This window comes from Shewanella sp. 1311 (assembly GCF_059338235.1).
In genome coordinates, this window is the sequence record NZ_CM181686.1 from 3,513,939 (window position 1) to 3,529,042 (window position 15,104).

At 46.4% G+C, this 15,104-nt stretch carries 15 protein-coding genes; 3 read left to right on the top strand and 12 right to left on the bottom strand.

The genetic code is table 11. The features are described 5' to 3' along the window. The first annotated feature begins 3 nt into the window (after positions 1–3). Positions 4–1,020 carry a response regulator gene (locus AC5YB3_RS15700; protein WP_006082980.1) on the top strand — a complete coding sequence of 339 codons (1,017 nt, stop codon included), beginning with the start codon at positions 4–6 and terminating at the stop codon, positions 1,018–1,020. 99 nt (positions 1,021–1,119) lie between these two features. On the opposite strand, the gene ygfZ is transcribed toward AC5YB3_RS15700, so the two are convergent. After that, a complete protein-coding gene (ygfZ, locus tag AC5YB3_RS15705) occupies positions 1,120–2,082 on the bottom strand; it encodes a tRNA-modifying protein YgfZ (protein ID WP_259545162.1) in 963 nt (320 codons plus the stop codon). A gap of 153 nt (positions 2,083–2,235) precedes the next feature. After that, positions 2,236–3,465 carry a phosphoglycerate dehydrogenase gene (gene serA / locus AC5YB3_RS15710; RefSeq protein ID WP_012088338.1) on the bottom strand — a complete coding sequence of 410 codons (1,230 nt, stop codon included), beginning with the start codon at positions 3,463–3,465 and terminating at the stop codon, positions 2,236–2,238. A 154-nt stretch (positions 3,466–3,619) separates the two neighbouring features. Here serA and AC5YB3_RS15715 point away from each other — a divergent pair, with 154 nt between their 5' ends. Both AC5YB3_RS15715 and AC5YB3_RS15720 read left to right on the top strand, forming a co-directional pair. Continuing rightward, the gene (locus AC5YB3_RS15715) at positions 3,620–4,228 is read left to right on the top strand and encodes a DUF2238 domain-containing protein (protein WP_006082977.1); all 609 of its coding nucleotides are present in this window, start codon (positions 3,620–3,622) and stop codon (positions 4,226–4,228) included. Between the two features lie 385 nt (positions 4,229–4,613). Next, the gene (locus AC5YB3_RS15720; RefSeq protein WP_006082976.1) at positions 4,614–5,279 is read left to right on the top strand and encodes a helix-turn-helix transcriptional regulator; all 666 of its coding nucleotides are present in this window, start codon (positions 4,614–4,616) and stop codon (positions 5,277–5,279) included. 185 nt (positions 5,280–5,464) lie between these two features. On the opposite strand, the gene AC5YB3_RS15725 is transcribed toward AC5YB3_RS15720, so the two are convergent. The 10 genes from AC5YB3_RS15725 to sfsA all read right to left on the bottom strand — a co-directional run bounded on the left by AC5YB3_RS15725 (position 5,465) and on the right by sfsA (position 15,052). Then, on the bottom strand, positions 5,465–6,955 hold the full coding sequence (locus tag AC5YB3_RS15725) for a curlin (RefSeq protein ID WP_259580078.1): 1,491 nt from the start codon (positions 6,953–6,955) through the stop codon (positions 5,465–5,467). 14 nt (positions 6,956–6,969) lie between these two features. Further along, positions 6,970–7,389, bottom strand: coding sequence for a curlin (locus tag AC5YB3_RS15730; protein WP_006082974.1), 420 nt, complete (start codon positions 7,387–7,389; stop codon positions 6,970–6,972). A 560-nt stretch (positions 7,390–7,949) separates the two neighbouring features. Further along, positions 7,950–8,477 (bottom strand): DUF4124 domain-containing protein, encoded by a 528-nt coding sequence (locus AC5YB3_RS15735; RefSeq protein ID WP_432360019.1) that lies wholly within the window; start codon positions 8,475–8,477, stop codon positions 7,950–7,952. Positions 8,478–8,889: 412 nt separating this feature from the next. Beyond that, positions 8,890–9,735 carry a pantoate--beta-alanine ligase gene (panC, locus tag AC5YB3_RS15740; RefSeq protein WP_494525677.1) on the bottom strand — a complete coding sequence of 282 codons (846 nt, stop codon included), beginning with the start codon at positions 9,733–9,735 and terminating at the stop codon, positions 8,890–8,892. Between the two features lie 27 nt (positions 9,736–9,762). Continuing rightward, complete coding sequence (panB, locus tag AC5YB3_RS15745) at positions 9,763–10,557, bottom strand: 3-methyl-2-oxobutanoate hydroxymethyltransferase (RefSeq protein ID WP_494525678.1); 795 nt, start codon at positions 10,555–10,557, stop codon at positions 9,763–9,765. Positions 10,558–10,613: 56 nt separating this feature from the next. Then, a complete protein-coding gene (folK, locus tag AC5YB3_RS15750; RefSeq protein ID WP_259569613.1) occupies positions 10,614–11,102 on the bottom strand; it encodes a 2-amino-4-hydroxy-6-hydroxymethyldihydropteridine diphosphokinase in 489 nt (162 codons plus the stop codon). Then, a complete protein-coding gene (locus AC5YB3_RS15755) occupies positions 11,102–12,643 on the bottom strand; it encodes a polynucleotide adenylyltransferase PcnB (protein ID WP_494525679.1) in 1,542 nt (513 codons plus the stop codon). Before AC5YB3_RS15755 ends, folK begins: the two co-directional genes overlap by 1 nt. Before the next feature lie 19 nt (positions 12,644–12,662). Beyond that, positions 12,663–13,577, bottom strand: coding sequence for a tRNA glutamyl-Q(34) synthetase GluQRS (gene gluQRS, locus AC5YB3_RS15760; RefSeq protein WP_259574622.1), 915 nt, complete (start codon positions 13,575–13,577; stop codon positions 12,663–12,665). 163 nt (positions 13,578–13,740) lie between these two features. After that, positions 13,741–14,184, bottom strand: a complete 444-nt coding sequence (dksA, locus tag AC5YB3_RS15765) for an RNA polymerase-binding protein DksA (RefSeq protein ID WP_006082967.1) — start codon at positions 14,182–14,184, stop codon at positions 13,741–13,743. 163 nt (positions 14,185–14,347) lie between these two features. Continuing rightward, positions 14,348–15,052 carry a DNA/RNA nuclease SfsA gene (gene sfsA / locus AC5YB3_RS15770; RefSeq protein WP_494525680.1) on the bottom strand — a complete coding sequence of 235 codons (705 nt, stop codon included), beginning with the start codon at positions 15,050–15,052 and terminating at the stop codon, positions 14,348–14,350. Positions 15,053–15,104 lie beyond the last annotated feature (52 nt).

Here is a 15,104-nt window from a genome sequence, read left to right on the forward strand (position 1 = left end):
TTAATGGAAAAGGCAACAATATTAGTCGTCGATGACACACCGGAGAATATCGATATTTTGATCGGTATTTTGGGTGATGACTATAAAGTTAAAGTGGCTATCGACGGGCCAAGGGCGTTAGCCTTAGTGGCAAAGTCGCGGCCCGACTTAATTCTGCTTGATGTGATGATGCCGGGAATGAATGGCTATGAGGTCTGCAAGCTGCTAAAGCAAGATCCGCTGACCAGCCATATTCCAATCATTTTTGTGACTGCTTTATCTGAATCCTCCGATGAAGCCCAAGGTTTTGCTTTGGGCGCAGTGGATTACATCACTAAGCCCGTGAGTGCGCCTGTGGTTAAGGCGCGAGTTAAAACCCATCTTGCGCTCTATGATCAAAAACGCCTACTCGAACAACAAGTTAAAATACGTACCCACGAATTAGAAGAAACCCGCTTCGAAATCATCCGCCGTCTTGGCCGCGCCGCCGAATATAAGGACAACGAGACAGGTTTACATGTGGTACGCATGAGCCACTACGCCCGAATATTGGCGATAAAGCTTGGGTTACCTAGTACTTTCTGCGACTTAATTTTTAATGCGGCGCCGATGCACGATATCGGTAAAATCGGCACCCCCGATGCTGTGCTGAAAAAACCGGGTAAGCTTGATGCCGAGGAGTGGCGCATCATGCAGCAACATGCCGCTATCGGCGCCGAAATTATCGGGGAACATAGCGATCCGTTATTGCAGATGGCCCGTCGCATCGCCTTAACTCACCATGAGAAGTGGGATGGTTCAGGTTACCCTAATGGCTTGGTGGGAGAGGATATTCCCCTTGAAGGGCGTATCACTGCGATTGCCGATGTGTTCGATGCCTTGACTTCGCAAAGGCCCTATAAACAGGCTTGGACGATCGAAGCGACGATGGAGTTATTTGACAATCAAGCGGGAAAACATTTTGATCCTAAGCTGGTGGAAATGTTTAAAGAAATCCTGCCTGAGGCGATCGCTATTCGAGATACTTATTTGGAAAACTGATGCTCGAATGCTCGAGGGCTTGAGTATAAGATAAGCTAAAGGCGCCATTGGCGCCTTTATTCTGTTTCAATCTCTATACCGTGTTATTAAATCAAAGCCTTATGCTTCGTCTAATGAGTAGGGCAGGGCTTGAATGGTTAAGCTTGATTGCTTATCGTCAGCAAAACGCAGTTTAGTATCGTTGCTGGTATCGTTGGCAAGCACCGCAGTTAACAACACTTGGTTGCCACGTTGTACAAACTCAATAATATGGCCGCCACGGCGGAAGCCATCTTCCATCGCGATTTCAAGGCCTGACTCTGGGCTGATTTGCAGGTTAGTATGACCATGCAAAATATACAGGGCGCGTTTATTGCCGCCACGATATTTCATCCGCGCTATGGTTTCTTGTCCCATGTAACAGCCCTTGTTGAAGCTGATACCGTTAACCGCTTGTAGATTGCACATCTGCGGTACGTATTGGCTGGCATGGCTGGCGGCAAGGTTGGGATAACCCGCGGTAATTTCTAACGCTTGCCAAGCACTGGCATCAAATACGCTCAGCTTTGATTTGGCCACTAAAGCTGCAGCAGCTTCTGGGGTTAACATTAAAATGAAACGGTCAGCGTCTTTTAAAATCGCGCCATGTTCAATGGGCGTGAATTCTTGATGAATGTCGCCAAAATGTTCGCTCACGAACTGGCTTGCTTGTTCACCGGCGACCCCGAGCAGAGTCCATTCAGCGGATGCATTGCTTAAGGTAGCTTTGCTAAATACGGCATATTTTTGTAACTGGGGTAAATCGACTTCGATGGCATCCTTTGGCATTAGCATAAAGAGCGCATCTTGGATGGCAAAGGTCCTGAAACTGGCCAGCATTTTACCTTTTGGATCACAATGTGCGCCCCAGCGCCATTGGTTATCGGCTAATGAGCTGATGTCAGTGGTCACTTGGCCATGGATGAAACTGCGGCCTTGTTCTCCAACCACTTTGATAAGGCCCATATGAGATAAGTTGGCAAGCATGAGTGGAGGCAAAGAAGCGTCCAGATCCCAATGGGGCGTAGAAACTGAAATAGTCATAGCGAGATCCTGAAAATGAAGGCGATGTGAGAGGCTAGATTGTAACGGAATTCCTGTTGGCTCAAAAGCATAAGGCGCACATATCTGTGAATGATATGTGCGCCTTAGTCTGTGTACTTTAGCCGAAACGCTTAATACGATTGGGCTTAACTCTTAAAACAGCACGCGGGTACGCAGTGTGCCTTCAATCGCTTTCAACTCCACTAAGGCTTCTTCGGCTTGGTGAGTGTCGACTTCCATGACCACATAACCAATCTCAGCGGTAGTTTGCAGATATTGCGCGGCAATGTTGATGCCTTTTTCCGAGAAGGCTTGGTTGATCTTGATCAGCACGCCTGGACGGTTTTGGTGAATATGCAGCAAGCGTGAGGTGCCTTTATGCATAGGTAGCGATACTTCAGGGAAGTTAACTGCAGATACGGTCGAGCCGTTGTCTGAGTATTTAGCGAGCTTGCCCGCGACTTCGATACCAATGTTTTCTTGGGCTTCAGCAGTACTCCCACCCACATGCGGTGTCAGCAATACGTTATCAAGACCTCGAAGTGGGCTGATAAATTCATCGTCATTCGATTGCGGCTCAACTGGGAATACATCAATCGCCGCGCCCGCAAGGTGGCGCTCTTTGAGTGCGACTGTTAAGGCCTCGATATCGACTACAGTGCCGCGTGAGGCGTTGATAAAGATGCTACCCTTTTTCATTGCCGCAAATTCAGCTGCGCCTATCATGTCTTTGGTTTGTGGGGTTTCTGGTACGTGTAAGCTCACTACGTCAGCTTGCGCCAGCAATTGTTCCATTGAATGAATTTGTTGTGCATTGCCTAGCGGCAGTTTGTCTTCGATATCGAAGAACACCACGCGCATGCCCAGCGTCTCAGCCAGAATACCAAGCTGAGTACCGATATGGCCGTAACCGATTACGCCTAAGGTTTTACCGCGCACTTCGTAGCTGCCAGCGGCGGTTTTCATCCAGCCACCACGGTGGGCGATGGCGTTACGCTCAGGGATACCGCGCATCAGCATAATGATTTCGCCAATCACGAGTTCCGCAACACTTCGCGTGTTGGAGAATGGTGCGTTAAATACTGGGATACCAAGGGATTCGGCGGTGGCAAGATCAACTTGGTTGGTTCCGATACAGAAGCAACCGATCGCGATCAACTTCTCGGCACGTTTCAGCACTTCGGCAGTTAATTGGGTACGTGAACGAAGTCCCACGAAATGTGCATCTTTGATGGATTCAATTAATGCTTCATCGCCTAATGAGGCTTTGTGGTATTCGATGTTGGTGTATCCCGCACGCTCAAGTACATCGACTGCAGATTGGTGGACGCCTTCCAACAGCAGGATCTTGATCTTATCCTTGTCCAGCGAATGTTTCGCCATGATATGGGTACCCTCTAATTAATAGAAATGTTTCTTATGATATGCTGACAACCTTCACCCACCAAAATAGCACTTTTTTTACTCAGTGTGGAGGGCTAGATGGCTAAAGTTAATATTCTAAATTAAGAACAATATCGCATAAGAGGAAGAAACATTGAATAACAAAATCGCGTGGTGTGCTATTTACCTCTTAGTGCTCGTGTGGTCGGTGATAAATCCCGCAGATCCTTTCACTTGGTGGCTCGAAGCGGTTCCCGCATTAGTGGCTGTGCCACTGCTATTTTTTACCCGCAAACGCTTCCCATTAACGCCGCTGGTGTATGTTTTAGTGTTAGCCCATTGCTGTGTGTTGTTTGTCGGCGCGCATTACACCTATGCTGAAGTGCCATTATTCGACACTATTGCCCATTGGATGGGCTCAGAACGTAATAATTACGACAAGTTAGGCCACTTTGCGCAAGGTTTTATCCCTGCCATGTTAGCGCGTGAAATTATGCTGCGTAATCAAGCTGTCAAACCCGGTGCTTGGTGTGCGTTTTTAGTCACGTGTTTTGTGCTCGCGTTTTCGGCTTTCTATGAACTCATCGAATGGTGGGTTGCCGTGGCAACAGGTGAAGGCGCCGAAGCCTTTTTGGGTACCCAAGGTTATGTATGGGACACTCAATCAGATATGTTGATGGCATTAATTGGCGCAATTGTCGCACTCGTTTTATTGTCTCGTTTTCAAGATAAACAAATAGCGGCACTTAAACTCAGGAGCTAGTGGCACTGAGTTGCTGATTGTTTCTGCTCGAATCATAAGTTCATCCTTCCATAAAACATTCGGCGTGAGTGTGATGGCATTTAGCTGTCACACTATGGTGTTAGTTTTTTGTTGCAACTTTGGGTTGATATCTTCATAGTTTGAAAGTACTAGGTTTCGTGAGTCGGTTAAGCTCAATAGTGTTTTCTACTGTTATTCCAATTGTCTTAGGTCAGTTAGTCGAACTTACTAGGATTAAAGAGGGAATAGTACATTTGGGTGATGTTTTTCAGTCTTTAACTAGTCAGAATCAACTAGGTTAATGGAATGTTTAAAAATCAAACTAAAGAGGCTGGTCAAACATACCATTTTGCTAATAGATAATACTTTTCAGGGAGGAGAGTCATTGAGCACAATTAATGAGTTAGTTTTTTTACACCAAATGGCGGCGCCATGTCATTTAGCGTTACTCGCTGAATCCATAGGTTTGAAAACTCGCGTCGTTAAACATGCGGCGGAATTGGATTTAGATAAAAGTCGTCGAAGTTTCTATTTGATCACCCAAAAAGGCTCTGCACTCGATAACAAGGGAATACCTTTACTGGCTTCACGCTTAGTATCACATTTCCCCGTGGCGCTGTACCAAGTCGAGCGAGACTCTTTAGATCAAGAGTCGGCTATGTTACTCGGTATTCGTGGCCTGTTGTTTGCCGATCAACGTTTGGATTTGATGTTGACGGGTTTACGTAAAATGGTGGCAGAGGAGCTGTGGTACGATAGAACACTACTGAGTAAGGTGTTCCGTCGGGTAGTACAAAAGCTCGATGGCAATAATGAGATGCCCTCCGATTCAGTGGCTATGCTGCAGATGCTGACATCCCGTGAGCGCACTATTATTCAATTTGTGTCGAGTGGCGCAAGGAATAAAGAAATCGCCCACCGATTGTGCATCAGCGAACATACGGTGAAGGCACACATTTCCTCTATCTTCCGTAAAACCCAGTCCCGTAATCGTGTTGAATTGTTGCGTTGGGCGCAAACCTATCAGACCCACTTTGAGTTATGCAGCTAGTCAGTGAAAGGTTTTGGTAATGAATCTTTTGTCGTGACAGTTGATTTTAATAACGACTAGCTCATTTAGTGATTCATCAATATAAATAAAGCGGGAATGTTTGAATAAACATTCCCGCTTTTTGTTTGATTGTCGTTTAAATGTCACAGCCAAAGAATTTAACTGTGACGACTTAACTGCACTCGTTAGTATTGCACGACAGTAGCAACGTTCATATTGCCTGATTGATTAACGCTGATGCTGTTGTTATTGCCTGCTTGAGAACCTAATACTAAGTTGTCATTACCCGTTTGAGTGATCAACAGGCTGTTATTATCACCGCTAACTGCGAATGAGCTACTTGCGTCACCACCGACCCAGTTACCGTTACCTGATTGAGCAATTTGTGCAGTGTTTTCATCACCGTCGATAATCAAATCGATAAGGTTAAGATCACCATCTTGCAGTGCAGTGACATCGGCATTATTGTTGCCAGCAATGGAAATGACGGCTTCGTTTTGAGCGCCATCTTGCTCAACATCAACTTCGTTATCGCTACCCACTGCATCGACATAGGCAAAGTTGATATCGCCTTCTTGGCTCACTTCAATGCTGTTGTCTTCACCTGATGCGAAGGCCACGATTTCGTTGTTATCACCTTTAGAAGATAAATCGAAGTCGTTATCTGTGCCGTATGCGCCAAAGGTCGCGAAGTTATCATCGCCTTTTTGTTTCAAGTCAACATCGTTGCTATCGCCCCATACTTGGAACTCTGCACCGTTGACATCGCCTTTTTGGGTGATAGTAATATCGTTATCATTACCTTGGATATCGGCCACTAAAGTATCACCGATAGTGTTGCCGCTGCCATTTTGGGTAATATCGACAGTGTTGTCATCACCCGTAGTCATAGCAAGATAAGCCGTGTTGCCGTTACCTTTTTGATCCATTGAAATATCGTTGTCGCTGCCTGCAAGTGCGTAAACGAAACCAACATGGTTATCACCCTTTTGGACCATGTCTACTGTGTTGTTGTCGCCTGCAATACCTTTAGCCGCGCCAAAGTTATTGTTACCCGCTTGATTAACAGAAACGTCGTTGTTGTTCCCTACGTTAGCGGTTAAGTCGAGAGCGATTAAACCCGCTTGGTTGTTGTCACCCACTTGGGTTATTTTCCCATCGTTGTTGCTGCCTTCAACGCGGAATACTGCAAAGTTAGCATCGCCTTCTTGCTCAACAAATACGCTGTTTTCAGCGCCAGTGATTTCAACTTGGCTTTCATTAACTTCGCCTAATTGACTAACGATTGCCGTGTTATTGTTGCCAGTAACATCATTGCTGCTTTGGTTAAAGAAACCGTCTTGCGACACATTGACATTGTTGCTGTCACCTACAACATTTGCGCTTGCTACATGCCAATCAGCTTGTTGCGTTATCTGGACTTTGTTATCAGCACCCGTCGAATTAATCGCGGCTTCATGCCACACACCATCTTGGATAACGGTTGCGGTTTGATCGTTACCTGTTTGCACAACCGCTGCAGCGTTAAGACCACCCGTTTGTGAGACTAACGTGTCCAGAGCTTGGCCTGACTGTACTACGCTAATTTCGCTCACTGTACTGGCAGCAAAGGCTTGACCGCTTAAACCTGTTGCAATGGCCAAAGCAATAAGTGATTTTTTAGCTTGTGATTTCATGTGACGCTCCCTGTTTAATATTGAGTTATTGAGATTGCAGCACCGTCTGCAATCTGTTGAATCGAAAAATTGCCGCTTCCTAGTTGGTTCAGTTGCACTAGATTGTTGTTGCCAATTTGTGTCACTGAAGCCGTATTTCGACTGCCGACCTGCAGTAGTTGCACCTCATTGTTTGAACCAATCTGTGTGATTAGCGCATCGTTATCATTGCCCACTTGTGTCACATCGGCCTTGTTATCGTTGCCTGATTGGAACAGTAATCCTTGGTTAGCATTGCCTTGTTGCACCAGTTCGATAAGGTTATCGCGACCGGAACGTTCCATTAATGCCTGCAGGGTTACGGGTAACTCATTGACATTCAGCTCTTGTGCTGAGGTCATACAACTACAGAGCAAGATCAGCGGTACCAAAAAGCGTATAGAGGTATTTGGCACGGGTGACTCCTTGCATCAAATATCTTGGGTTGCCTAAAACAACAGACACTCCAAATTCAGCCCTGAAGATACGAGTCCCGTTAATATGCCGCAATTGGCCAAAAGGGTATTTATTACGCAAAGGATTCACTGTAGATAAATGATGGATGTATCGTTATCCAATTGATTCAGTTGTTTTTATCTATTTTTTAGAGAGTATTTTTTTAGGCAGAGTAGTCTAGTTGGTCTAGTAGTTAAGTCGTACTCGTTGCTAAGTTATTCTTCCGTTTTTAAACAATGCTGCAACAAAATCAAGCAATGCATCGACTGTAGCGTGATATTTTTCGGGGAAACAAATTATAGGAAATATGGTGGGAATAGTGCTGTTGGATTGACTCAATTCAAGGTCTATTTAGCGGTATTACAGCGTGTTAAAAGGCGAACTAGGAGGTTTTATCTACAGCAGTCCTTAAAGAGGATGAAGAGTCAATGAGCGGTTTGATGAGTTGAAAAATTCGACCATAGTGGTCGAATTCCTTGGTGAATGAGTGACAAGCTGAGCACTAACCTTTTATATGAGATCAGTGTTTTTCTGGTTGTTTTGATTCTTCAGGGGATACCTCAGTACTGATTTGGCTTTTACGATCTTTCAGTTGCTGCATCGCACTGTTATTGCTCACGGTTAACGCATTGAAACGGTTATTGATATCGTCCATTTCGTTGATGTATTCAGGATCGCTTTTTTCTTTATTTTGCCAATAACGCTTACGTTCTAGTTTTTGTAATTCACTGGCGCGCAGGATTTCAAAATAGCTGTTCTCTTGTTTAAGCCGATAGATCTCGCCATCGAGTAATTGCAGTAATTTTTCTTTAGAAATGGTTTGGCGATTCAGTAGCGCTTGCAGGGGATCGACTGGAATGTCCCTTTTATCTGAGTCGACTTCAGTGGTGATCCCCAGCTGATATTCGATTTTATGTTGGCTAAATTCCTGCGGGCAAGCGGTTTGGCTAAAGACAATTTTGTCATCTTTACGGCATTTATAAATGGTATTTGCCTGTACTGCACTAGGCAAAATAACACAAATTAGGGTGAGTATCAGTCTTGCCATTAGGCCACAAATCCTTTGTACACTAGCATAGAGATTATGATTTAATCATTTGATTACAGTTGATAAAAAGTCAGTTTAACGCTCGCGTTATTAAGTCTGTTCAACCAGTGATTTATGTCTCGTCCAGGTGGGACGCTGGGTTCTTGAGCCATTAAACCTAAGGCATTAAAGTATTAGCCATATATCAGTAAAGGGGCAAATCTACTGCGTTTATTGTTGCGGTCAACTTTTTACTTAGCGTTAACATCTGCATCATACTATGGCGTAAGTTTAGGGATAAAACCAGTTTTTTGACGATTCAATTTTTTGGCGCTAGGGTTGATTCTAAACAAGAAAATTGAGGGTGCTAGGGAGATTGAAAACATAAAAAAAGGAGCGAGTGCTCCTTTTTATTGATTGATAACGCTAAGTGTTAGCGATCGAACCTTAAGTTATCGATAAGCCGCGCTTTGCCTATATAGGCCGCGGCTAAAATCACTAAGGCTTGGTGTTGATTTTGGGCTTGTTCAAGCGTGTGAGCGTGGCGAATTTCGAGGTAATCCGGCGTAAAACCTGCTGCGACTAACTTAGCTTTTGCTTGCTCAGTCACTTGCTCAAAGCTCTCACCCTGCTTGATCCCTGCGGCCATGGCATCTATGGCTTGTTTTAGCGCAGGCGCTGCGGCTTTTTCTGTGGCAGTGAGGTAACCATTGCGCGAACTCATGGCTAAACCTGAGTCCTCACGTATGGTATCGACACCGATAATTTCAATCGGCAATGACAAGTCTTCAACCATAGTTTTGATCACTAATAGCTGTTGATAGTCTTTATTACCGAATAGGGCCACATCGGGCTGCACTATGTTAAACAGTTTACAAACGATAGTCGCAACGCCACGGAAATGCCCCGGACGACTCGCACCACAAAGCACGTTGGAAATCCCAGGGACTTCGACATAGGTTTGTTGCTCTAGACCTTTGGGATACATCACGGCTGGCGTTGGCGTGAATAACAGCTCAGCGCCAGCAGCCGTGAGGGCTTCGCTGTCGGCAGCCAGTGTGCGTGGGTAAGCATCTAAATCTTCGTTCTGACCAAATTGCATTGGATTAACGAAAATTGAGACCACCACATGGTCACACTTGCTCGCGGCTTCTTTGACTAAAGTAATGTGTCCCTGATGGAGATTGCCCATGGTGGGCACAAAGGCGACGGTTTCGCCCTTGGCACGCCATGCACGCACTTGGGTGCGAATATCATCAATATGGGCGCTAGTGATCATTGAGCCTTACCTTGCATAAATCGGTTATTAATTAAAAGTGTGTTCGTCGCCAGGGAATGTTCCTTGGGCAACTTCGTCGATATAGGCGCGCACGGCAGAACGAATTTCACCGGTTTGTTTTAGGTAGTTTTTCGAGAAACGTGGAATATAACCACTTGAAATACCTAACACATCATGCATGACCAAAATTTGGCCATCGGTCGATGCGCCTGCGCCAATCCCAATAACTGGAATCGTTAAGGCTTGAGTGATCGCCGCGGCGAGTGGCGCAGGAATACATTCCACAACCAATAGTTGAGCACCAGCCGCTTCTAATGCTTTTGCTTCGTCGAGAATGCGCTGGGCATTTTCGGCGTCGCGGCCTTGTACTTTAAAACCACCAAACACATGGACTGACTGAGGTGTTAAGCCTAAGTGAGCACACACGGGAATACCGCGTTCCGTGAGCTTAGTGACAGTTTCAAGTAACCAGTGGCCACCTTCGACTTTGACCATGTTCGCGCCAGCCTGCATCAACTCTGTGGCGTTAACCATAGCTTGTTCTGGTGTGGCGTAACTCATAAAGGGCATATCGGCGATCAGCAGGGCACGTTCGATACCGCGACGGACACTGCGAGTATGGTAAGCGATATCTGCTGTAGAGACGGGCAGGGTATCGTCATGGCCTTGGAGAACCATTCCTAGAGAATCGCCGACGAGCAGCACATCTACACCTTCGCTATCGAACGCGCTGGCAAAACTGGCATCATAGGCTGTCAGTGCCGTGAATTTTCTACCTTCCTGTTTGTATTTCAACAGGGTTGAGCTAGTAATTTTAGACATATGGATGATCTTCAAACCAAATAGAAGTGGTGTTATAAGCTAACTGGGGACGGACTTCAATGATCAATGCCCAGTTGTTGTAACTCGGCCAACATTTTTGTATCGATAAGACTGCCGATTGCAGTGTTGCACGGCAGAATAAGATTCGGTGCGATTGCGGCTAAAGGCACGAGCACAAAGCTGCGCTCTTTCATACCGTAGTGGGGCACTTTGAGTCTGGGAATGTCAATGTTCTCATTGCCATACAGGAGTATATCGAGATCTAAGGTTCTGGGCCCCCAACGTTCAAGGCGCACTCGTCCTTGGGTGTTTTCGATATGCTGCAATGCATCGAGTAAGGCTAATGGCATGAGTTCAGTGTCGAAACTGGCCACCGCATTAACATAATCGGGTTGCACCACATCGCCCATGGGCGTCGAATGGTAATAGGGGGAAACCAGTAGACTATTGCCTAAGGCTAATGCGGACAATGCAGTGACGGCATTGTCCAATTGAGTCTTGGGATCTTCAAGATTCGCGCCTAATGCGACGTAGACGCGAGGCATTATTCCGCCGCTTTCGCTTTTGGTGTGCCACTTGCCTTAGGTGTGCTCGTCGGCGCTGAACCATCGGCATTCGGCGCGCGAGGACGGCGACGACGTTGAGTGGCATTACGGTTGCGATTTGGCGATTTACTGCCGCTACGCGCAATGGCTAATCGTTCAGTTTCATCGGCTTCAACAAACTGTTGCCACCAAGCGGCACTCTTAGCGACATTACCCGCTTCGACTTCGCCTCTGAGCAAAAGTAAATCGTATGCGGCTCTAAACTTAGGATGTTCCATCAGTTTAAAGGCGCGAGTGCCTTGGCTACGATCAAAGCGTAACTGTAACTGCCAAATGTCTTTGGCTGGCGTACTAAAGCGGCGTGGAATACTGATGGTTTGGCATTGCTGCTCCATCACATCGCCCATAGCGGCAAAGAAGGCATCGTATAAGGTCAGGCCACTTTCAACGGCAATATCTTCGGCGCGTTGACGCAGTGGATACCAGAGAAGCGCAGCATAGAAGAATGAAGGCGTCACCGGCTTATCTTCGTTAACTCTTTGATCTGTGCTCTTCATAATGGCTTGCACCATTTTCATGGTCGTGCCTTTAGGATCATTTTTTAGCAGAGCGGCCACTTGCGGAAACAGCGGCGCGAATAGCTTGTATTCTTGCATCAGTTCGAAGTTGGCTAAGGCTTTGCCTGCAAAGAAGAGTTTCAGCACTTCTTCGTACATACGCGCTGCGGGAATATCTTTTAGCAGTGGCGCTAATTGTTTAATCGGCGCTGCTGTAACTGTTTCGATACCCATATTGAGTTTAGTGGCGAAACGCACCGCCCTTAACATACGCACCGGATCTTCACGGTAACGGGTTTCTGGATCGCCAATGAGTCTTAGTGTGCCCGCTTTGAGATCTGTCATACCGCCGCCGTAGCTACGGATAGAGTAATCGCTGATATCGTAATAGAGGGCATTGACGGTAAAGTCGCGGCGCTCAGCATCTTCGTCGATTTCGCCATAGACGTTATCACGTAGCAAACGCCCTTCGGCATTGGCTTTGGAAACTTTCTCATTGCTTTCGCCATGGTGACCACGAAAGGTCGCCACTTCGATAACATCGCGGCCGAAAACAATATGGGCCAGACGGAAACGACGACCAACGACTCGGCAGTTGCGGAATAGTTTTTTGATTTCTTCCGGCGTCGCGTTGGTCACTACGTCGAAATCTTTCGGTTCAATCCCTAAGAGTAAATCGCGTACACCGCCGCCGACTAAATAGGCTTTAAAACCTGATTTATTCAGTCTGTATAATACCTTAAGGGCATTTTCGCTGATTTGTTTGCGCGAGATGGTATGGGCATCTCTCGGCACTAACTCTAAGCTTAACGCACCGGAACTTTGTTCAGGTGTTGTTGGTTCAATCTGAGCTTGAGTCGGAGCGGTCGTTTTAGGCGCGTCTTCAAATAGCTGTTTGCAGAATTGGCTGATACGGCGAAAAATGGGACACCTCGAAATATGATCTGTTATTTGATTAAAAATCTGGCGGCTATCATATACCAAATGCAGCCTAATGAGTATATCAGGGCTCGATCAGTATCTCAGATTGTTGCGGTATAGTGGATAATTGAAACTGATCCACGGCTTGAGCGAGCATTTGTGCCACAGAACCTTGGGTCTCAACAGGTTGTTGGCCTAAAAATGCCAGCGCCGCATTGAGGCTCGACTGTGGATGACGTGTATCAATCGCCTGCGCATGATTTTGTTTGGAGAGTTTAAATCCCTGACTTAAACAGGCGAGTGGCAAGTGCAACCATTGCGGTGCCGCTAAGCCAAAGTTTTGATACAAACTCAGTTGGCGACAACTGGCTTCGATTAAGTCACAACCTCGAACCACTTCTGTGATGCCTTGATAGGCATCGTCGAGCACTACGGCCAGTTGATAGGCGTACAGGCCATCGCTGCGTTTGATAATAAAATCCTCGGCGGCAAAATGGCTATCGACGCAAATATGCCCCATGAGGTTATCGTCAAATTGTTGCACTTGCGCGGTATTAACTATCCGCACCGCCCCAGACTTAACCACATTTGCAGCTTGGGTTTGTGGCAAGCGGTGACAGCGGCCATCGTAGACACCGCCCATGGCTTGAATTTGCTTGCGACTACATTGGCAGAAATAGGCTTTATCTTGGGCGAGTAGTGAATCAATTTGTGCTTGATAGGCCGCAGTGCGCTGGCTCTGATACAAAGGCACATCATCCCACTCAAATCCATAGGCTTCTAAGGTGCGCAAGATATCATCGGCGGCGCCTTTGACTTCCCGTGGAGGATCGATGTCTTCAATGCGAATTAACCATTTACCCTGTTGCGAACGCGCACGCAGATAACTGCCAAGGGCGGCGATAAGCGAGCCAAAGTGCAAGGCACCCGAAGGCGAAGGCGCAAAACGTCCGACATAGGGGCGATGAGTTGAAGTTGGAGAAGATAAAGTCGCCATATTACTGAGTTAGCAGTTAGTGTCAGTCAAAGTGGGCGTATTTTAGAGGGATACAAAGATAAAAGCGAATCGGGGTAAATTGGAGTGAGCTTGGCTTCAACTCTAAGAGTCAAGGTGTTGTTAGAAACAAATAGGCGGGGAAATCCCCGCCCAGTATGCTTGATTAACCAGCCATTTGTTTCTCTTTGATCTCTGCAAGCGTTTTACAGTCGATACATTGATCGGCTGTTGGACGCGCTTCGAGACGGCGGATGCCGATTTCGATACCGCAAGAATCACAGAAGCCGAAATCGTCTTCTTCAATTTTTTGCAGTGTTTTTTCGATTTTTTTGATCAGCTTACGTTCTCTATCGCGAGCACGAAGTTCGAGGCTAAACTCTTCTTCTTGTGCTGCACGGTCAACAGGATCGGGAAAGTTTGCGGCTTCGTCCTGCATGTGGCTAAGAGTACGGTCGACCTCTTCACGCAACTGATTGCGCCAAGCTTCAAGAATTGTCTTGAAGTGACCCAGTTGCTTAGCGTTCATATACTCCTCACCCGGTTTTTCCTGGTAAGGATTTACACCTGCGATAGCGAGTACGCCAAGTTTTTTGGTGCCTTCAGGCATAACGCATCTCCTGTAATCATTTGCGTTTGTAGGGCGTCCTTAAGAACGGCCGCTATCTATAGCAGAATCTTTACATCGAGGCAAACTTTTCATTCTGCTTTGATTGAATTTTTTGACTATGTTCGCTAATTCAAATGAAATCAAATTTAACTCAGCCTTAACATCATACTCGGACAGCACAGGCTTGGGCTAGGTGAATCTCAGTCGGGGACATTTCGCAGCGATAGGCAAGGACTTCAACTCCAGCTAACACTGCTTTTTTCAGTAACTTAGCATATTCAGGGTCGATATGTGCTGCGGGGGCAACACTAAAGATGTCACTGTGCTGCACCACAAACAGCAATACGGCTCTGTGGCCTTGACTGGCCATGTGCATCAATTCACGTAAATGTTTTTGACCTCGAAGACTCACTGCATCAGGAAAATAACCTTGGCCATCCTCGAGCAAAGTACAACTTTTGACTTCTATATAACAGGCGGGTTTTTGAGCACCCTGTAGCAGGATATCGATGCGGCTGTTTTCATCACCATATTTAACTTCACGGCTTAGGCTGTCATAACCCGTGAGCTCCTTGATGATACCTTTATTGATGGCTTCTTCGGCTAAGGTGTTCGCTTGACCCGAGTGGATACCGATTAGGCCAGTATCTGGCGTGGTCATCAGTTCCCATGTATGGGCATACTTACGTTTAGGGTTATCAGAGGTAGAAAACCATACTGTTTCACCGGGATACAGGCAATTACGCATAGAACCCGTATTGGGGCAATGCAGAGTGATCTCACTGCCGTCGCTTAACTGCACATCGGCCAGAAAACGTTTATAGCGGCGCAGTAAAATGCCCTGTTGTAGTGGCGGAGTAAATTCCATCGGTAGACCTATATCGGCTGTTCTAGGCCGCAAAGCCTAGCAAATTTCGCAA